This is a genomic window from Gordonia sesuvii (assembly GCF_036350415.1).
In the GTDB taxonomy this organism is placed as follows: Bacteria; Actinomycetota; Actinomycetes; order Mycobacteriales; family Mycobacteriaceae; genus Gordonia; species Gordonia sesuvii.
Window position 1 is genome coordinate 272,689 of record NZ_JAZDUF010000003.1, and the last position, 14,083, is coordinate 286,771.

Annotated in this window: 17 protein-coding genes; 8 read left to right on the forward strand and 9 right to left on the reverse strand. The window is 68.4% G+C overall.

Features of this window, described 5'->3' with window-relative positions:
* Nucleotides 1-72 precede the first annotated feature (72 nt).
* From VZC37_RS12045 to VZC37_RS12060, 4 genes are all read left to right on the forward strand, one after another.
* The gene (locus tag VZC37_RS12045; protein WP_330432734.1) at nucleotides 73-1,569 is read left to right on the forward strand and encodes an ATP-binding cassette domain-containing protein; all 1,497 of its coding nucleotides are present in this window, start codon (nucleotides 73-75) and stop codon (nucleotides 1,567-1,569) included.
* Nucleotides 1,566-2,375, forward strand: coding sequence for an ABC transporter permease (locus tag VZC37_RS12050; RefSeq protein ID WP_330432735.1), 810 nt, complete (start codon nucleotides 1,566-1,568; stop codon nucleotides 2,373-2,375). Before VZC37_RS12045 ends, VZC37_RS12050 begins: the two co-directional genes overlap by 4 nt.
* Nucleotides 2,372-3,277: an ABC transporter permease gene (locus VZC37_RS12055; RefSeq protein ID WP_431309390.1), complete on the forward strand. Its 906-nt coding sequence runs from the start codon at nucleotides 2,372-2,374 to the stop codon at nucleotides 3,275-3,277. Before VZC37_RS12050 ends, VZC37_RS12055 begins: the two co-directional genes overlap by 4 nt.
* A 61-nt stretch (nucleotides 3,278-3,338) precedes the next feature.
* On the forward strand, nucleotides 3,339-3,857 hold the full coding sequence (locus tag VZC37_RS12060) for a phosphoribosyltransferase (protein ID WP_330432737.1): 519 nt from the start codon (nucleotides 3,339-3,341) through the stop codon (nucleotides 3,855-3,857).
* Between the two features lie 35 nt (nucleotides 3,858-3,892).
* Here the strand turns inward: VZC37_RS12060 and VZC37_RS12065 are convergent, their stop codons facing one another.
* Both VZC37_RS12065 and VZC37_RS12070 read right to left on the reverse strand, forming a co-directional pair.
* Nucleotides 3,893-4,234: a hypothetical protein gene (locus tag VZC37_RS12065; protein WP_330432738.1), complete on the reverse strand. Its 342-nt coding sequence runs from the start codon at nucleotides 4,232-4,234 to the stop codon at nucleotides 3,893-3,895.
* A gap of 166 nt (nucleotides 4,235-4,400) precedes the next feature.
* Nucleotides 4,401-4,634, reverse strand: a complete 234-nt coding sequence (locus VZC37_RS12070; RefSeq protein WP_330432739.1) for an MbtH family protein — start codon at nucleotides 4,632-4,634, stop codon at nucleotides 4,401-4,403.
* 151 nt (nucleotides 4,635-4,785) lie between these two features.
* Between VZC37_RS12070 and VZC37_RS12075 the strand changes: the two genes are divergently transcribed.
* A complete protein-coding gene (locus tag VZC37_RS12075) occupies nucleotides 4,786-5,157 on the forward strand; it encodes a GNAT family N-acetyltransferase (protein WP_330432740.1) in 372 nt (123 codons plus the stop codon).
* Nucleotides 5,158-5,166: 9 nt separating this feature from the next.
* Here the strand turns inward: VZC37_RS12075 and VZC37_RS12080 are convergent, their stop codons facing one another.
* From VZC37_RS12080 to VZC37_RS12095, 4 genes are all read right to left on the reverse strand, one after another.
* Nucleotides 5,167-7,596 (reverse strand): ATP-binding protein, encoded by a 2,430-nt coding sequence (locus VZC37_RS12080; RefSeq protein ID WP_330432741.1) that lies wholly within the window; start codon nucleotides 7,594-7,596, stop codon nucleotides 5,167-5,169.
* A 78-nt stretch (nucleotides 7,597-7,674) separates the two neighbouring features.
* On the reverse strand, nucleotides 7,675-9,204 hold the full coding sequence (locus VZC37_RS12085; RefSeq protein WP_330432742.1) for an alpha-amylase family protein: 1,530 nt from the start codon (nucleotides 9,202-9,204) through the stop codon (nucleotides 7,675-7,677).
* Nucleotides 9,192-10,532 (reverse strand): cation:proton antiporter, encoded by a 1,341-nt coding sequence (locus tag VZC37_RS12090; protein WP_330432743.1) that lies wholly within the window; start codon nucleotides 10,530-10,532, stop codon nucleotides 9,192-9,194. The genes VZC37_RS12085 and VZC37_RS12090 overlap by 13 nt, the downstream gene beginning before the upstream one ends.
* 106 nt (nucleotides 10,533-10,638) lie before the next feature.
* Nucleotides 10,639-11,247: a TetR/AcrR family transcriptional regulator gene (locus VZC37_RS12095; RefSeq protein ID WP_330432744.1), complete on the reverse strand. Its 609-nt coding sequence runs from the start codon at nucleotides 11,245-11,247 to the stop codon at nucleotides 10,639-10,641.
* 130 nt (nucleotides 11,248-11,377) lie between these two features.
* On the opposite strand from VZC37_RS12095, the gene VZC37_RS12100 reads away from it, so the two are divergent.
* From VZC37_RS12100 to VZC37_RS12110, 3 genes are read left to right on the forward strand one after another with little or no spacing between them, the layout of a single operon-like run.
* Nucleotides 11,378-11,971 (forward strand): hypothetical protein, encoded by a 594-nt coding sequence (locus tag VZC37_RS12100; RefSeq protein ID WP_330432745.1) that lies wholly within the window; start codon nucleotides 11,378-11,380, stop codon nucleotides 11,969-11,971.
* Entirely contained in the window at nucleotides 11,968-12,495 is a 528-nt protein-coding gene (locus tag VZC37_RS12105) for a pyridoxamine 5'-phosphate oxidase family protein (protein WP_330432746.1), read from the forward strand. The genes VZC37_RS12100 and VZC37_RS12105 overlap by 4 nt, the downstream gene beginning before the upstream one ends.
* Entirely contained in the window at nucleotides 12,495-13,061 is a 567-nt protein-coding gene (locus VZC37_RS12110) for a dihydrofolate reductase family protein (RefSeq protein ID WP_330432747.1), read from the forward strand. The genes VZC37_RS12105 and VZC37_RS12110 overlap by 1 nt, the downstream gene beginning before the upstream one ends.
* 76 nt (nucleotides 13,062-13,137) lie before the next feature.
* Here the strand turns inward: VZC37_RS12110 and rpsQ are convergent, their stop codons facing one another.
* The 3 genes from rpsQ to rplP are packed head-to-tail and all read right to left on the reverse strand — an operon-like array spanning nucleotide 13,138 to nucleotide 14,083.
* Nucleotides 13,138-13,437 carry a 30S ribosomal protein S17 gene (rpsQ, locus tag VZC37_RS12115; protein ID WP_330432748.1) on the reverse strand — a complete coding sequence of 100 codons (300 nt, stop codon included), beginning with the start codon at nucleotides 13,435-13,437 and terminating at the stop codon, nucleotides 13,138-13,140.
* Nucleotides 13,434-13,667 (reverse strand): 50S ribosomal protein L29, encoded by a 234-nt coding sequence (gene rpmC / locus VZC37_RS12120; protein ID WP_330432749.1) that lies wholly within the window; start codon nucleotides 13,665-13,667, stop codon nucleotides 13,434-13,436. Before rpmC ends, rpsQ begins: the two co-directional genes overlap by 4 nt.
* Nucleotides 13,667-14,083 (reverse strand): 50S ribosomal protein L16, encoded by a 417-nt coding sequence (rplP, locus tag VZC37_RS12125; RefSeq protein ID WP_330432750.1) that lies wholly within the window; start codon nucleotides 14,081-14,083, stop codon nucleotides 13,667-13,669. Before rplP ends, rpmC begins: the two co-directional genes overlap by 1 nt.

Here is a 14,083-nt window from a genome sequence, read left to right on the forward strand (position 1 = left end):
CCGGATTTGGGTAGCATCGCCTCCAGCGACCGGCCGTGCTCCGGCACCCGAGGTGGCCGAGAGGAGTAATCGATGGCCGAGCCATCCCACAGGTCCACCACTGCCGAGACGGCCCCAGCGGCCACCGAGGTCGACATGGACACGCTCACCTCGGGCGATCTCGACCTCGCCCGCACCATGACGAACAACCACCCCGCACCGCCGAAGCCACGACATCGACGTGCGCGTCACGCGAAGGTCGTCGGGGACGAGTCGCCGACGGTGCCGCTGCCCCCGGTCTCCAAGCCGGTGCCCGATCTGTCCGGGTCCGACTCGACCGGATCCGACACGACCGGGCCCGACACCACAAGTCCCGACACCACCGGACCCGACACAACCGAGTCCGCCCTCACCGAACCCGCCGCTGTCGCCGAGGGCTGGCGCATCGTCGATCCCGTCGACGCCGTCGGGAGCACCGAGGCCACCGCGCCCCCGGCCACACATATGCCCCCGGAGACCGGCGTGCCGGCCGAGCCGACGCTTGATCGGGACGGGAGCGAGAGTCCCGTCCCCGATCGCGACGGGACCGATTCGCCGCCCGCCGCCATCGAGGTGGTCGGCCTGCACAAGCGGTTCGGCGAGAACGTGGCGGTCGAATCGGTGAGCTTCTCCGTCGCGAAGGGCTCGATCCTCGCGTTGCTGGGCCCCAACGGGGCGGGCAAGACGACGACCGTCAACATGCTGTGCACGCTGCTCAAACCGGATGGCGGCTCGGCGACGGTGGCCGGACACGACGTGGCATCCGACGCCCCGGGGGTGCGTCGCTCGATCATGCTCACCGGACAGTTCGCCGCCCTCGACGAAGCGCTCAGCGGTCGCGACAACCTCATCCTCTTCGGTCGACTGATGGGCCTGTCGAAATCTGCTGCCCGCTCGCGCGCCGACGAACTGTTGACGTCCTTCGACCTCACCGCCGCGGCCGGGCGACGCGTCGGCGAATACTCCGGCGGGATGCGTCGCCGGATCGACATCGCCTGCGGCCTGGTGACGCAGCCCGAGGTCGTCTTTCTCGACGAACCCACCACCGGACTCGACCCGCGTAGTCGGCAGGAGGTGTGGAAGCTCGTCGAGTCGTTGCGCGACCAGGGCGTCACCACACTGCTCACCACGCAGTATCTCGAAGAGGCCGACACCCTCTCCGATCACATCGTCGTGATCGATCGCGGACGGGTGATCGCCTCGGGGACCGCCGACGAACTGAAGTCCGCCACCGGCGCATCGCACTACGAGGTCACCCCCGCCGATCCGGCCGATCTCGACCGGCTCCTCGAGTGTCTCGGCGACCTGGTGGCCGACACCACCGGCGCCGTTGCCGCGGACCGGACGAGCCTCGCGGTGCCGGCTCCGGACGGTGCGGACACCCTGGTCGAGATCGTGCAGCGCACGACCGGCGCGGGTATCCGGCTCTCCGACGTGGCACTGCGCCGCCCCAGCCTCGACGAGGTGTTCCTCGCCCTGACCGATCCCTCCCTGACCAATCCGGCTGTCGCGCAACCTGTTTCACCGGCCACCGCGGACGATCCCGCATGACGTCGAGCGGGGTGGCCGCCGGAGGCCTGGCGGTGGGGCGCCCCGCGACCAGTGGGGTCATCCAGTGGTGGACGCTCACCGCCCGTGGGTTGCGCGCCATGGTCCGCAACGGCGAGATCGTGTTCGCATTCGTGGCGCCGGTGCTGCTGGCGATCTGCTTCTATCTCCCGCTGCGGACGATCATGGACGCGGACCCGTCGATGGACTACGCCGCATTCCTGATGCCGATCATCTCGTTGCAGTCGGTGAGCTTCGTCGCCTCGTCGGCCGCGATGCGTGCATCGGTGGACACCACCAAGGGCATCAACACGCGGTTCCGGACGATGCCGATGCCGATCGCGATCCCCACCCTGGCCCGGCTGGGCACCAACGCCGTGCTCCTGATCATCTCGGTGGCCTGCGCGGCCGCCACCAGTCTGGTGATGGGATGGCGACCCCTTGGCTCGGCACTGGAGACCATCGGCCTGTTCGCCGTGGTCCTCGCCGTCGGGGTGCTGATCGCCGTGCTGGCCGACGCGTTGGGGCTGCTGTCCAACAGCCCGGAGGCGACGAGTCAGGCACTGTCGCTGCCGATCCTGGTACTCGGCCTGCTCTCGACCGGCTTCGTGCCCGAGGACCAGTTCCCCGAATGGATTCAGCCGTTCGTCCGCAATCAGCCGATCTCACAGTTCGCGACATCGATGCGCGCCCTCAGCGACGGGACCGTCACCCTCGAGATCCTGACACCGACCATCTGGTGGTGCATCGGTCTGGCGATCGTCGGTGTGGTGCTGACCGCGATCGGCATCCGGAGGGCGGTGCGATGACCGCGGCAGACACCCCGACCACCTCCCCGGCGACATCAGTCCTGGCGGCCTCAGGCCCGGACGTGTCCGCTCCGACTGGATCAGCCCCGACCGTGTCCGCTCCGGCTGCGTCCGCCCCGCGGGAGAGCACGGTGCGGGCCTGGGCAACCCAGAGCGTGGTCCTCGCCTGGCGACAGGTGTCGGTGATGGTGCGAGACAAGGCGACGTTCCTCCAGCTGGTCCTCGTACCGATCCTGACGCTGCTGATGTTCAAGGTGGTTCTCGGTGATGCGATCGGGAGCGCCACGGGTCAGGACAGCACGTACGGGACCGTGCCGCTGGTCATCCTGGTCAGCGCCATGTTCGGATCGGTCGCCGCAGGTATCCGGCTCAACCAGGAACGCGGGACCGGGTTGTTGTCGCGGCTCTACGTGCTCCCGATCAATCGGGCCGCCGACCTCACGTCCCGACTGATGAGCGAGATGCTCCGCATCGTGGTGGTCACCGCCCTCCTGATCGCGGTGGGCACCACCATCGGATTCGACATCACCGGCGGGGTGATCGCGGTCGCGGGCATCTTCGGGGTCGCGCTGATGTACGGCGTCGCCTACGCGACCCTGGTACTCGCCCTCGCCGTGAGCGCACGCCCGTCCGCTCCGCTCGTCCCGCTCCTGTCGCTGGTGTCGAGCGTGCTCATGTTCTTCAACTCCGGGTTCTCACCCGTCGACGCGTACCCGGGCTGGCTGCAACCCATCGTCGAGAACCAGCCGATGACCCCGACGATCGAGGTGATGCGGTCCCTCGCTGCGGGGGGACCCATCGCGGAGAACATGATCAAGGTGACGATCTGGACGGTCCTCATCATCGGCGTGTGCCTGTACCCGGCGCTGCATGGCTACCGGAAGGCCGCGACGGCCCGCTGATCGGCAGCACTCACCCGGGGTTTGTCGCGCACGGCGGGACAACAGTTGGCAGAGTTGTCCCATGGACATCGAACAGGCCGACACCCCACTGCCGGATCGGGAGATCCTCACCTGGGCACTCAACGGCGACGCCTGCCGGTCGCTCGCCCAGATGGTCGCCGACGACGGATTCGTCCCGGACATCATCCTCGGGATCGCGCGTGGCGGACTCATCCCGGCCGGAGCTTTGGCCTACGCGCTCGAATGCAAGATCCTGATCTCACTCAACGTGGAGTTCTACACCGGTATCGGCGAGACCTTGGCCGAGCCGGTACTGCTGCCGTCGTTGTTGGAGAGCAGCGGTCTCGTCGACCAGCGCGTACTGGTCGTCGACGATGTCGCCGACTCCGGCAAGACCTTGAAACTGGTCAACGACTACTGCGAGAACCAGGGACGTGTCGCCGAGGTCCGTAACGCGGTGATCTATCAGAAGCCACACACCATCACCCGACCCGACTACAGCTGGCGGACCACCGACAAGTGGATCGATTTCCCGTGGTCGGCCGACGGGCCGGTGGCAGGTATCGAGGTGTCCCGCTGATCGCCGTATCCCGCTGATTGTGGTGGAGGCGACGGTCACCCGATGGCGCGTAGGCCCGTCTCGCCGTCGCCGAGGTCGCGCGCGAGCCAGTCGATCACCTGACTGACCGTGACGGCCACGGCCGCGGGCTCGCCGAGACGGCCGATGCGCGGCAGACAATGCAGGATCGCCGCGCAGATGGTGGAACCGATGCCGAGGCCGTTGAGGTCGGACACCATCCCGTAGCGCATGAGGGCGCGGGACAGGTCGCGGTAGGTGGCGCTCTGCCCGCTGAACCGCACCGCGGTCAGCGTCGGGGTGATCTCGGCGCGGCGGGCGACCTCGTCCCGGGTCGCACGTAGTCGTGCGGCCTGCCAGGATCCTGGTTCTCTGGCCATGCTGACCCGCTTTCCACCACTGAGAACCTTCACGATGCTCCGGGGAAAGTTCTCCGTGAGGAAATGATGACAGTTCGATGCGGGTCTGTCAGGCAGGCGCGACGGATTCGCAGCGGATCACGGCGCGTCCACGGCGTGTCATTCCGGGTGTGTCATTCCGGGTGTGTCATTCCGCCGCGCGCTCGGCGCGATCCGCCTCCATGGCGTCGATCAGGCTCTTCGGCCGCAGATCGGTCCAGTTCTGCTCCACGTACTCGAGGCAGGCCGCGCGGCTTTCCTCGCCGAACACCTTGGTCCAGCCGGCCGGGATCTCGGCGAAGGTCGGCCACAGCGAATGCTGGTTCTCGTCGTTCACCAGGACGTAGAAACGTCCGTTCTCGTCGTCGAACGGGTTGGTCATCTGAGGTGTCGTTCCTCTCGGGTCGAGTGATGCCTTCGGTCCGCCAGGTTTTCCTGATCGTACCGGTCGCTCACCTGGGCCGGAACATCGCGGACCACCTCGGGTTCCGTGGTTCGGACGATGGCGCCTCCCGGGCCGTAGGCTCTCGGACATGGCCACCGACAAGACCGGAGCCGCCACCACGGTCTCCCAGAACCCACCGGCGCAGCGATTCGAGATCGCGGTCGCCGACGCCACCGGCGACCCGGTCACGGCGGGATTCACCGCCTATCGGGACCGCGACGCGGCCGGAACACCGCAGCGCGTGTTCTTCCACACCGAGGTCGCCGACGAGTTCGGCGGCCGCGGGCTGGGCACGATCCTCATCCACCAGGCGCTCGACGCCACCCGCGACGAGGGGCGGGTGATCGTCGGCGTGTGCCCGATGGTGGCGGCGTTCCTGCGCAAGCACCCCGAGTACTCGGATGACTCCCGCAACCCGACGCCAGAGATCCTGCGGTGGTTGGACGCCGAACTCCGGTGACCGCACCGCTCAGGTGAGCGCGCCGGAGCCGCTGGTGAGGGTGCCGTCGGCGGCACAGTCGTGACGTCGGACACCGCTGTCGTCGGTGGCGACGATGGTCGCGCGGGTGGCCCGTCCGGGCGGCATCACGCGGGCGGTGACGCGACCGGATCGCATCTTCGCGAGTTCGGCGACGACCAGGTCGTCGAGCCGGGCCTGTAGTCCCCGGGCATCGTTCATGCCGCCGTCGTCGAGCAGTACCACCGCGACCCCCCGCCGTCGCGCCTGCCACACGGCCGCCCTCACCTGTCCGGACTGCCATGCGGGGGCCCGGATGCCGTCGCGCAGTTGGGCTTCGATGAGTCGTGCGAGCGCCACTTCGTCGGCGCGGAAAACGTGGCCCGCGGCGACCTTCTGCAGCATCGGTCGAGCCTCGCGGTCGAGCAGCGCCAGTTGCCGGTCGCGCTCGTCGGTGGCCGCGGCGAGCGCGGCGTCGTCGGCGGCGAACCGCACCGCTCGGGCGCGCAGGGTGCGGATGCCTGCGGCGATGGGTCGGAGCATCACCGCGAACAGCGACGCGAACAACATCACCGGGTACACCCAGGACGTGAAGGCGATTCCGTCGACGAAGCCGATGTCGCGGGCCCATCCCCAGATCCCGGCCGACAAGCTCATCGCGACCGCACCGACCCAGGCGATGCCGACCCGTCCACGGATGGCCAGCAACGCGAGCACCACGATCCCGCCGATCGCCGCGGGCAGGCATTGGGCCGGTTCAAAGGTGGCCGCCGGTACCGACCACCACGCAGTCCCCGTACCGATCACCATGAGCGCGAGTGCGCCGCACCCGTCGCGGAGCGGCAGCGGGTCGCCGCGGCGACGCGTCAGCAGGGCGAGGTCGCCGGCCAGCACCACGAACGCGACGGTCAGACCCACCCAGTTCCACACCGACCGGATCTCCAGACCGGACCCGATCGTCACGATCACATACGTCACGCCGAGCGCCAGCAATGCGCGCACCACCTGCGGAGAACGCAGGCCGAAGATGTCGACGGCGTCGTCGGACATCGGCTCGACCGACGTCTCGTGCTCGGCGATCGCGGACCGGCGCCGGGGCATTGCGGCCGGTTCCGTCCCGGATACACCGTGGTGGCGGCCCGCTTCGTGGTCATGGCATTCACGCAGCCAACCGAGGATGACGGTGGTGCCGCGCCCGGGGGCGCTCTGCACCTGCGCCGAACCACCGGGGATCGACTCCATTCGTCGTCGGATGCCGACGGCGACGCCGAACCGCTCCGGTCGAACCGAGGCGGGGTCGAAGCCGCATCCGTCGTCGACGACCGCGACAGAGACCTCGTCGGCACGCAGGTTTCCGACCACCAGGCACGATGCGTCGCCACCTGCGTGGCGCCGGACGTTGCGGATCGCCTCGCACATGGCATCGAGGATCGCGGTGACGACGTCGGTCGGGTAGGCGCCGGGAGAACGGGCGACGGTGTCGTCGCCCGGATGTGGTCCGGTCGAGTCGGGCTCGATCGTCAACTCGCGATCGATGTCGTCACCCATCGACGCCAGAGCCGACCGGATGCGATGCACGAACTCGTCGGCGCCGATCGTGGTGGACGGTTCGTCGTCGTCGCGGCGGTCGAGTTCGTCCAACGCCGAGGCCGCCTGGGCGCGCAGACCTCGCTGCGGTCGGCCCACGTCGACGGCGAGCAGGATCGCGATCACCTTGTCGTGGATCAGCGCGGCGAAGCGGGACCGCTCGGCATCCTGGGCAACCGACGCGGCCGACGCCGCCGCCTGCTCGATGGCGGCGGCACGCGACCCGTCGAGAAACCGTGCCGTCCGAACCGTGACGACAGCGACCGCGAGGAACACGACGGTCAGAGCCATCTGCAACAGCGAGCCGAGATAGAGATCGAGCCGGAGCTCGCCGTAGAGCCCGAACAGATTGGCGGTCTGTGCCAGCAGCGTGATCGCGACGATGTGCACCACGCCGAGTCTCGGGTGTCCGGTCATCCCGAACAGCAGGCCCGCGACCCCCGGGAACTGCACCAGCCACACGCTCCACGACGACCCATCCGGAGCGAGGTCACCGGTCCACGCGACGAACCACAGTGCCACGGCGACAGCGACACCGAGGTTGCAGCCGAACGCGAGTGCGGTGAGATGGGGCAGGCGTGGGCGGTAGCTCGCGACGATGACGAGCAGGGCCGGCACCGAGACGAGCAGCATGCTGACCGGCGGCCACCAGGCCGCGGTCACCTCGGCCTGCGCGACGATGAGCGGCGTCAGTCCGGCGGTGAACACGAGCAGCCCACACCCGATGAACCGCGACCCGTATCGGCGGATGCGCGCGAGATCCGACCCGTCGGTCGGGCCGATGAGGTGTCGACGCCACGGCCGCACCGGCGCCGATCCCGTCGACGCCGGCCGTGTCATCGTCGGCGTGGCCACCTACTCCCCGATCTGCTGGTCGTACTCGCTCTCCACGGACATGATGACCCTGCCGACAACCGGGTGCCAAGGCCGGCCTCACCACATGTCGAGCCCGCCAGTACCGCACCGCAGCACCGACCAGCCCCACGGCGACAGCAACAGCCCGACGCCGCCGTCGGCATCGGCCTGCAGCCGCTGCCCGGAGAACACGTCGACGACCCGCGCTCCCGGCGCGAGGAACGAGACGTCGTCGCCGGTAATCCAGGCCGGAAGGACACGGGCAGACGTCGACGTCGCGGACATGTTGACGACGACCGTCCATCGACGATCGCCGGTACGCGTCCAGCAGATCACGGCGTCGGGTCCGGCGACCTCACACGACCGAAATGCGCCGGAACCGAACGCGTCGTCGCGCAGGACGTCGAGCAACGCGCGGTAGAAGAGGGCGCGCTCGGAGTCGACCGGTTCCGCCGGCATCCGGCCGAGCTGGACCGGCAGACGCGTACGACGCCCGGTGATCTGGCCCTGATGGATCAGCCGTGCACCGGGCAGGGTGAGGAAGGTGACCGCGGCCTGGCGATCACGTCCGTCGAACGCGACCGGTGCCCGCGGCTCGTCGTGGTTCTCGATGAACCGCAACGTGGGTGGACGCGCATCGTCGGTGGCCAGTTCAGCGGCGCCCAGTTCATCGGTGCCCAGATGTCGGTGCAGCGAGCCCGGGTCGTCGCGGAGCGTGTCGTAGAGCGACTTGTCGTAGCACAGGTCGAAACCCTGATCGATCAGCGCTGCCTCCGTGCCCCAGTACGCCTCGGCGATGAACGTGAAGCCGGGATGCTCGGCCCGGACGGCGTCGATGACCGCAGGCCAGAAGTCCGTGTCCGGCGCCGGCCCGGCCCGCTCGCCCCAGGTGCCGGCGAAGACGTCGGACATCATCAGCATCGCCATGTCGCAGCGCACCCCGTCGCACTGCTGCGCGATCGACCGCAGCGTGTCGATCTGGGCGGCCCGCAGGTCCGGATGAAAGGCGTTGAGCTGCAGCACATCGGTCCATGCCGGAAAGTACGGGTCGCGGCCGTGCGCGATGACGTGGCCGGCGATCTCGGTGAACGACCCCGCCTGCTCCGTCAGGTCGGCACGGTCACCCCGGACGAACCACACCGGATGCGTCCTCGCCCACGCATGGTCGGTGGCGACGTGGTTGGGCACGAAATCGAGGATGAGCGCCAGCCCGCGGTCGGCGAGCGCACGCCGCGCCTGAGCCAGGCCGTCGGGCCCACCGAGGTGCTCGTCGACCATGTACTCGCGCACCGCATATGGCGACCCGACCACGTCGTCGTCGCGCAGATCGGGCAGTGACTCGGTGAACCACTCCATCAGTGGGCGGTCGGCGCGCGCGATGTCGGCCCCGGCCGGGCTGCGCCGCCACACGCCCATCAGCCAGACGGCGTCGAACCCGCCGGCGGCGATGCCATCCCAGGTCTCGTCGTCGACGTCGGCGAGTGTCATCGCCGCGCCGGCCTCCTCCGTGCCGAGACGCGAAGTCAGTTCGGCCAGCCATGGCCACGTGTTGATCTCGTAGATGAGTGGCGAGGCAGGCAGCCGCCGATGCGCGGTCACCGACGCCACCGGTGGACACCACTGGGCCGCATGCGGACATGCCCGTCGTCTGGCGTCGCGGGTTGGCCGTCCTGGGGATAGCGACGAGCCACCGGTCCGGCGGTCGCGCCGTGGAGGACGACACTGGCCAGTACGGTGACGCCGATCGCCGCGACCGCAGCCTGCGCGTTGGGGTCGGAGCCCAGTTGTTCGGCGCCGAGCAGGGCGAACACCACGGAGGCGAGCCCACGCGGCCCGAACCACCCCAGTATCAGCACGTCTCGGCCGCGCAGTCCGGCGCCCACCAGCGACACCGCGACCGGCAGCATCCGGAATACGGTCAGGCTGAGGACCGCGTAGCCCGCCATCAGCGCCAGATCACCCGCCTCGACGACGTGGAACGCCAGCGGGATGAGGATCGAACCGAACAGGAACCACACGACCAGGGCGAGCAGTTCACCACCGAGCTCCGGCAGTACCTCCAGGACCGTCGTGTCGTCACCGTGCCGACGTGCCGCATCACCGCCCGCCGGTCCGGTTCGTCTGTCCTCCACACGCTCCCGGTCGAGGACGTAGCCGAAGGTCATGCCGGCGACGAAGGCGGCGATGAAGCCGTTGCCCTCGACGCCGATGGCGAGCGCGAACACACCGACCGCGGTGGCCAGCGCGGCGATCTGCCGGGTCTTGGGCGAGGAGAGATCGCGAGCCGCCGACTGATTGATCGCCCACGCGGCGAGTCCACCGACGACGACACCGATCCCGATGCCGAGGCCGAGTTCGACCGCCGCCTCGCCCACCGTGATCGCGTCGGCTCCGGCGACGCCCAGAGCGCTCGCCGCGATAGCGATCGCAAGCGTCACAACGGGAGTCGCGATACCGTCATTCAGGCCGCTCTCCACGTTGAGGGACAACCGCAGCCTGCGCGGGATACGTTCGTCATCGATCACCTGCACGCTCAGCGCGGCATCGGTCGGGGCCAGCGCCGCACCGACGAACAGTGCCAGCCCCCAGCCGAATTCGCTGAACATCACCTCTGCACCCACGGTCCCGAGGCCGATGGTCAGCGGCAGGCCCACCAACAGCAGGCGGGCCGGCAGTCGCACGGCGCGGCGCAACCGTCCCACGTCGACACGGGATGCGTCGGTGAACAGCACGAGTCCGAGGGTCAGTTCGGCGAGAGTGTGGACGATCGACGTGTCGACATCGATCGTCAACAGTCCCCAGTCCGGGTTGCCGAGGAGGTAACCGGCGACGACGAACAGCAGCGGCCCGGTGACGTCGTGGCGGGTCAGCATGCGCGACAGCACCGCCCAGATCAACACGAGAAGGCAGACGACGGCGACAGCTGACTCGGTCATCACGCGTCCGCGTCCGCGCCGATCGGCATGTTCGGATTATGCAGCACAGAGCGCTTCGACGTGGACCCGATACGCGCCCACCACGCGGCTGCGCCCGCCCGGTGTCCTACTCCACCGTCGGCGGCGACAACACGGCGAGCACTGTTGTCTCGATGAGTTCGCCGGCCGCGTCCGGCGTGTGCTCACCGCGATACACCGCGCGCGAGGCGCCGTGCAGGATGTCCTGAATCGTGGTGATCTGCCAGGTCAACGGCATGTCGTCGCGGAAGCGACCGGCGCCACGTCCACGCTCGAGCAGCGTCCGCATCCGGGCGATCGGTTCGAGGTGAGCCTCGTGGAGGTCCTCCGAACCCAGCGATTTCTCCGCCGCCTGCACGAGCGCCCCGTGGCGATGGGTGAGCCGCCAGGAAGCCCCGAGAAGCCGGCGCATCACCTCGACGGAATCACCGTCGAGGTCGACGTCGGACAGTTCGGTCTCGGCGCGCGCCATCGCGGCGTCGACCACTGCGGCGATCAGCGTCGCACGGGAATCGAAGTGCCCGTACAGCGTCACCCGGCCCACCCCGGCCTCGCGGGCGATGTCGGCGAGACTGGCATCGGGGTCGCGCGCCAGCAATCGGGTCGCGGCATCGACGATCGCGGCGGCGTTCATCCGGGCGTCTGCACGCCTCGCACTGTTCGGTCCCGTCTGCGTGTTCGGGTCGGTCTGCGCCACCAACACATGATGCCTGACCAGGTGACGCTTCTCAAACACGCATGTTCGAGTTACTGTGGTCCCAAATTGAACATCCATGTTCGAGTTATTGCCGTCGTCAAGCAACGACGACCCGTCTCCAGGAGCGCCCATGTCACGTCCTGCCCCCACCGAGGAACGGAACTCCGAACGCCTGCGGCCTCACCGTTCACCGCTGCGATGGTGGCCGGTGGCGACCGGGCTCTCCCTCGGAGTGTTCTCGATCGTCACCGACGACCCGAACACGATCGACGGGATTCTGCCGGTCCTGGTGATCGCGACAACCTGCTACGCACTGATCGCCTTCACCGGCCGCACGTCCTGGTCGTGGCCGATCACCGGGCTGTTCGCGGTTGTGTACCTGGCCGCCGACGCCGCGTCTGCGCCGGCGGTGGTCATCCTCGTCGGCGTCACCGTCGTGGCCGTCGGCGTGGGTGTCGCGTCCGGTCGCTGGCGGCCGCCGCCACCCGAGATGGGATGGCAACCGTGGGGTGCATCGGTTTTCCACGCCGCGGCGATCGGCGCCCTGTTCCTCGACGTGACCGTCGCCAAGGTGGTCATCGCGGTCGGACTTCTGCTCCACGGCGCGTGGGACATCGCTCATTGGCGCCGCCAGGCGGTGGTGTCGCGGTCACTCGCGGAATGGTGTGCCGCGCTGGACATCAGCTTGGGCATCGGGGTTCTCGCACTGGTGGCATTCACATGACCGGCGCCCCACAAGCCGAAACACTCTTCACGCCGTCCGACGCGACGCCGATGAGCACGGATGAGTCGACGGTGAAACCATGGCGCGACGCCCGTCGGTGCCTGGAGACTGCTCCGAAGATCTGGCTGTCCACGGCACGTTCGGACGGGCGGCCACATGTGATGCCCGTGATGGCCGTGTGGGTGCGCGATGCTCCGTACCTCACCACCCGTCCCACATCGCGCAAAGGACGCAACCTGATTGCGGATCCGCGTTGCGTCATCACGGTCTCCTGCGACGATCTCGACCTCGTGGTGGAAGGAATTGCCAGGCACACAACCGACGACGACGAGATTCGGTCCGTCTCCTCGGCTTTCCTGTCGAAGTACGCGTGGGAGTTCACCGTCGGCGACGGCGTCGTCCGGGACGATGGCCTTCCCGGCGCGCCCGAGTACTTCTTCTTCTCGATCACACCGACCCGCGCCTTCGGCTACGGCGCGGACGGCCTGACCGCGACGCGCTGGCGATTCACCGAGGAGCCCTGATGCGCAGAATTGTGGTGTCGATGTGGACCACGCTCGACGGGTACGTGGCCGGCGTCGACGACGAGATGGACTGGCTCGCACCCGACGACGACATGGCGGCCTATGAGACGTCGCTGGTCATGAGCGCCGAGACGTTGCTCCTCGGCCGCGTGACCCACGCCGACTTCGCCGGTGCTTGGCCCCCGATCGCGCGCGACGCGGATCAGCCGCCCGAGACCCGCGCCTACGCGCAGCGGGTGGACGAGATGCCGAAGATCGTCGCCTCCCGATCCGGCGCGATCACCGACTGGGACAACACGTCCCGTCTCGACTCACTCGACCGTGACACCGTCGCCGCTCTCAAGGCGGCAGGCGACGGCATCGTCGTGGTGTACGGGAGCCTGGCCGTCATCGCCGCCCTGCAGCGGATCGGCGCCGTCGATCAGTACGACCTGCTCGTCCATCCGACGGCGTTGGGCGCGGGCAAGCCTCTGTTCACGTCCGGCACCCGCCTGCAGCTCGTCTCGACGGAGGCGTTCGGGTCGGGGGTCACGCTGATGCGATACACCCCGGCCGTCGGGCCCTGACATGCCGCGAACGCACGAGTGGCCCGCTCCCTCTCGGGAACGGGCCACTCGTGTCGACTGTGTCGGTGACGGCCTCTTACTTGGCCTTCTCCAGCACCTCGACGATGCGCCAGTGCTTGGTCGCCGACAGCGGGCGGGTCTCCATGATCCGCACGCGGTCGCCGATACCGGCGATCTCGTTCTCGTCGTGTGCCTTGACCTTGCTCGTGGTCCGGATGATCTTGCCGTACAGCGGGTGCCGCGTACGATCCTCCAGCTCGACCACGATGGTCTTCTGCATCTTGTCACTCACCACGTAGCCGATCCGCTCCTTGCGGCTCGCACGCGGATCGCTCGCGACGTTCTGGCTTGCGCTCACTGCTTGGTCCTCACTCATGCGTCATCACCTTCCGGTCCCGACGCCAGACCCAGCTCACGCTCGCGCATCACGGTGTAGATCCGGGCGATCTCGCGACGCACGGTCCGCAGACGACGGTTGTTGTCGAGCTGGCCGGTGGCCATCTGGAAACGAAGGTTGAACAGCTCTTCCTTCGACTCGCGCAGACGATCGACCAGATCGGTGTCACTGAGCTCGCGCAGCTCGTTGGCTGCCACTCCGAGTGCCATCAGAACTGCTCCTCTCTGGTCACGATGCGGGTCTTGATCGGGAGCTTGTGCTGCGCGCGGCGCAGGGCCTCGCGAGCGGTCTCCTCATTGGGGTAGGTCATCTCGAACAGCACGCGACCCGGCTTGACCGGGGCCACCCACCATTCCGGCGAACCCTTACCGGAACCCATGCGGGTCTCGGCCGGCTTCTTCGTCAGCGGACGGTCCGGGAAGATGTTGATCCACACCTTGCCGCCACGCTTGATGTGCCGGTTGATGGCGATACGAGCGGACTCGATCTGCCGGTTCGTGATGTACGCACTTTCCAGCGCCTGGATGCCGTAGTCACCGAACGTCACCTTGGTGCCGCCCTTGGCCTGGCCCTTGAGGCTGGGGTGATGCTGCTTGCGGTGCTTGACCCGACGGGGGATCAGCAT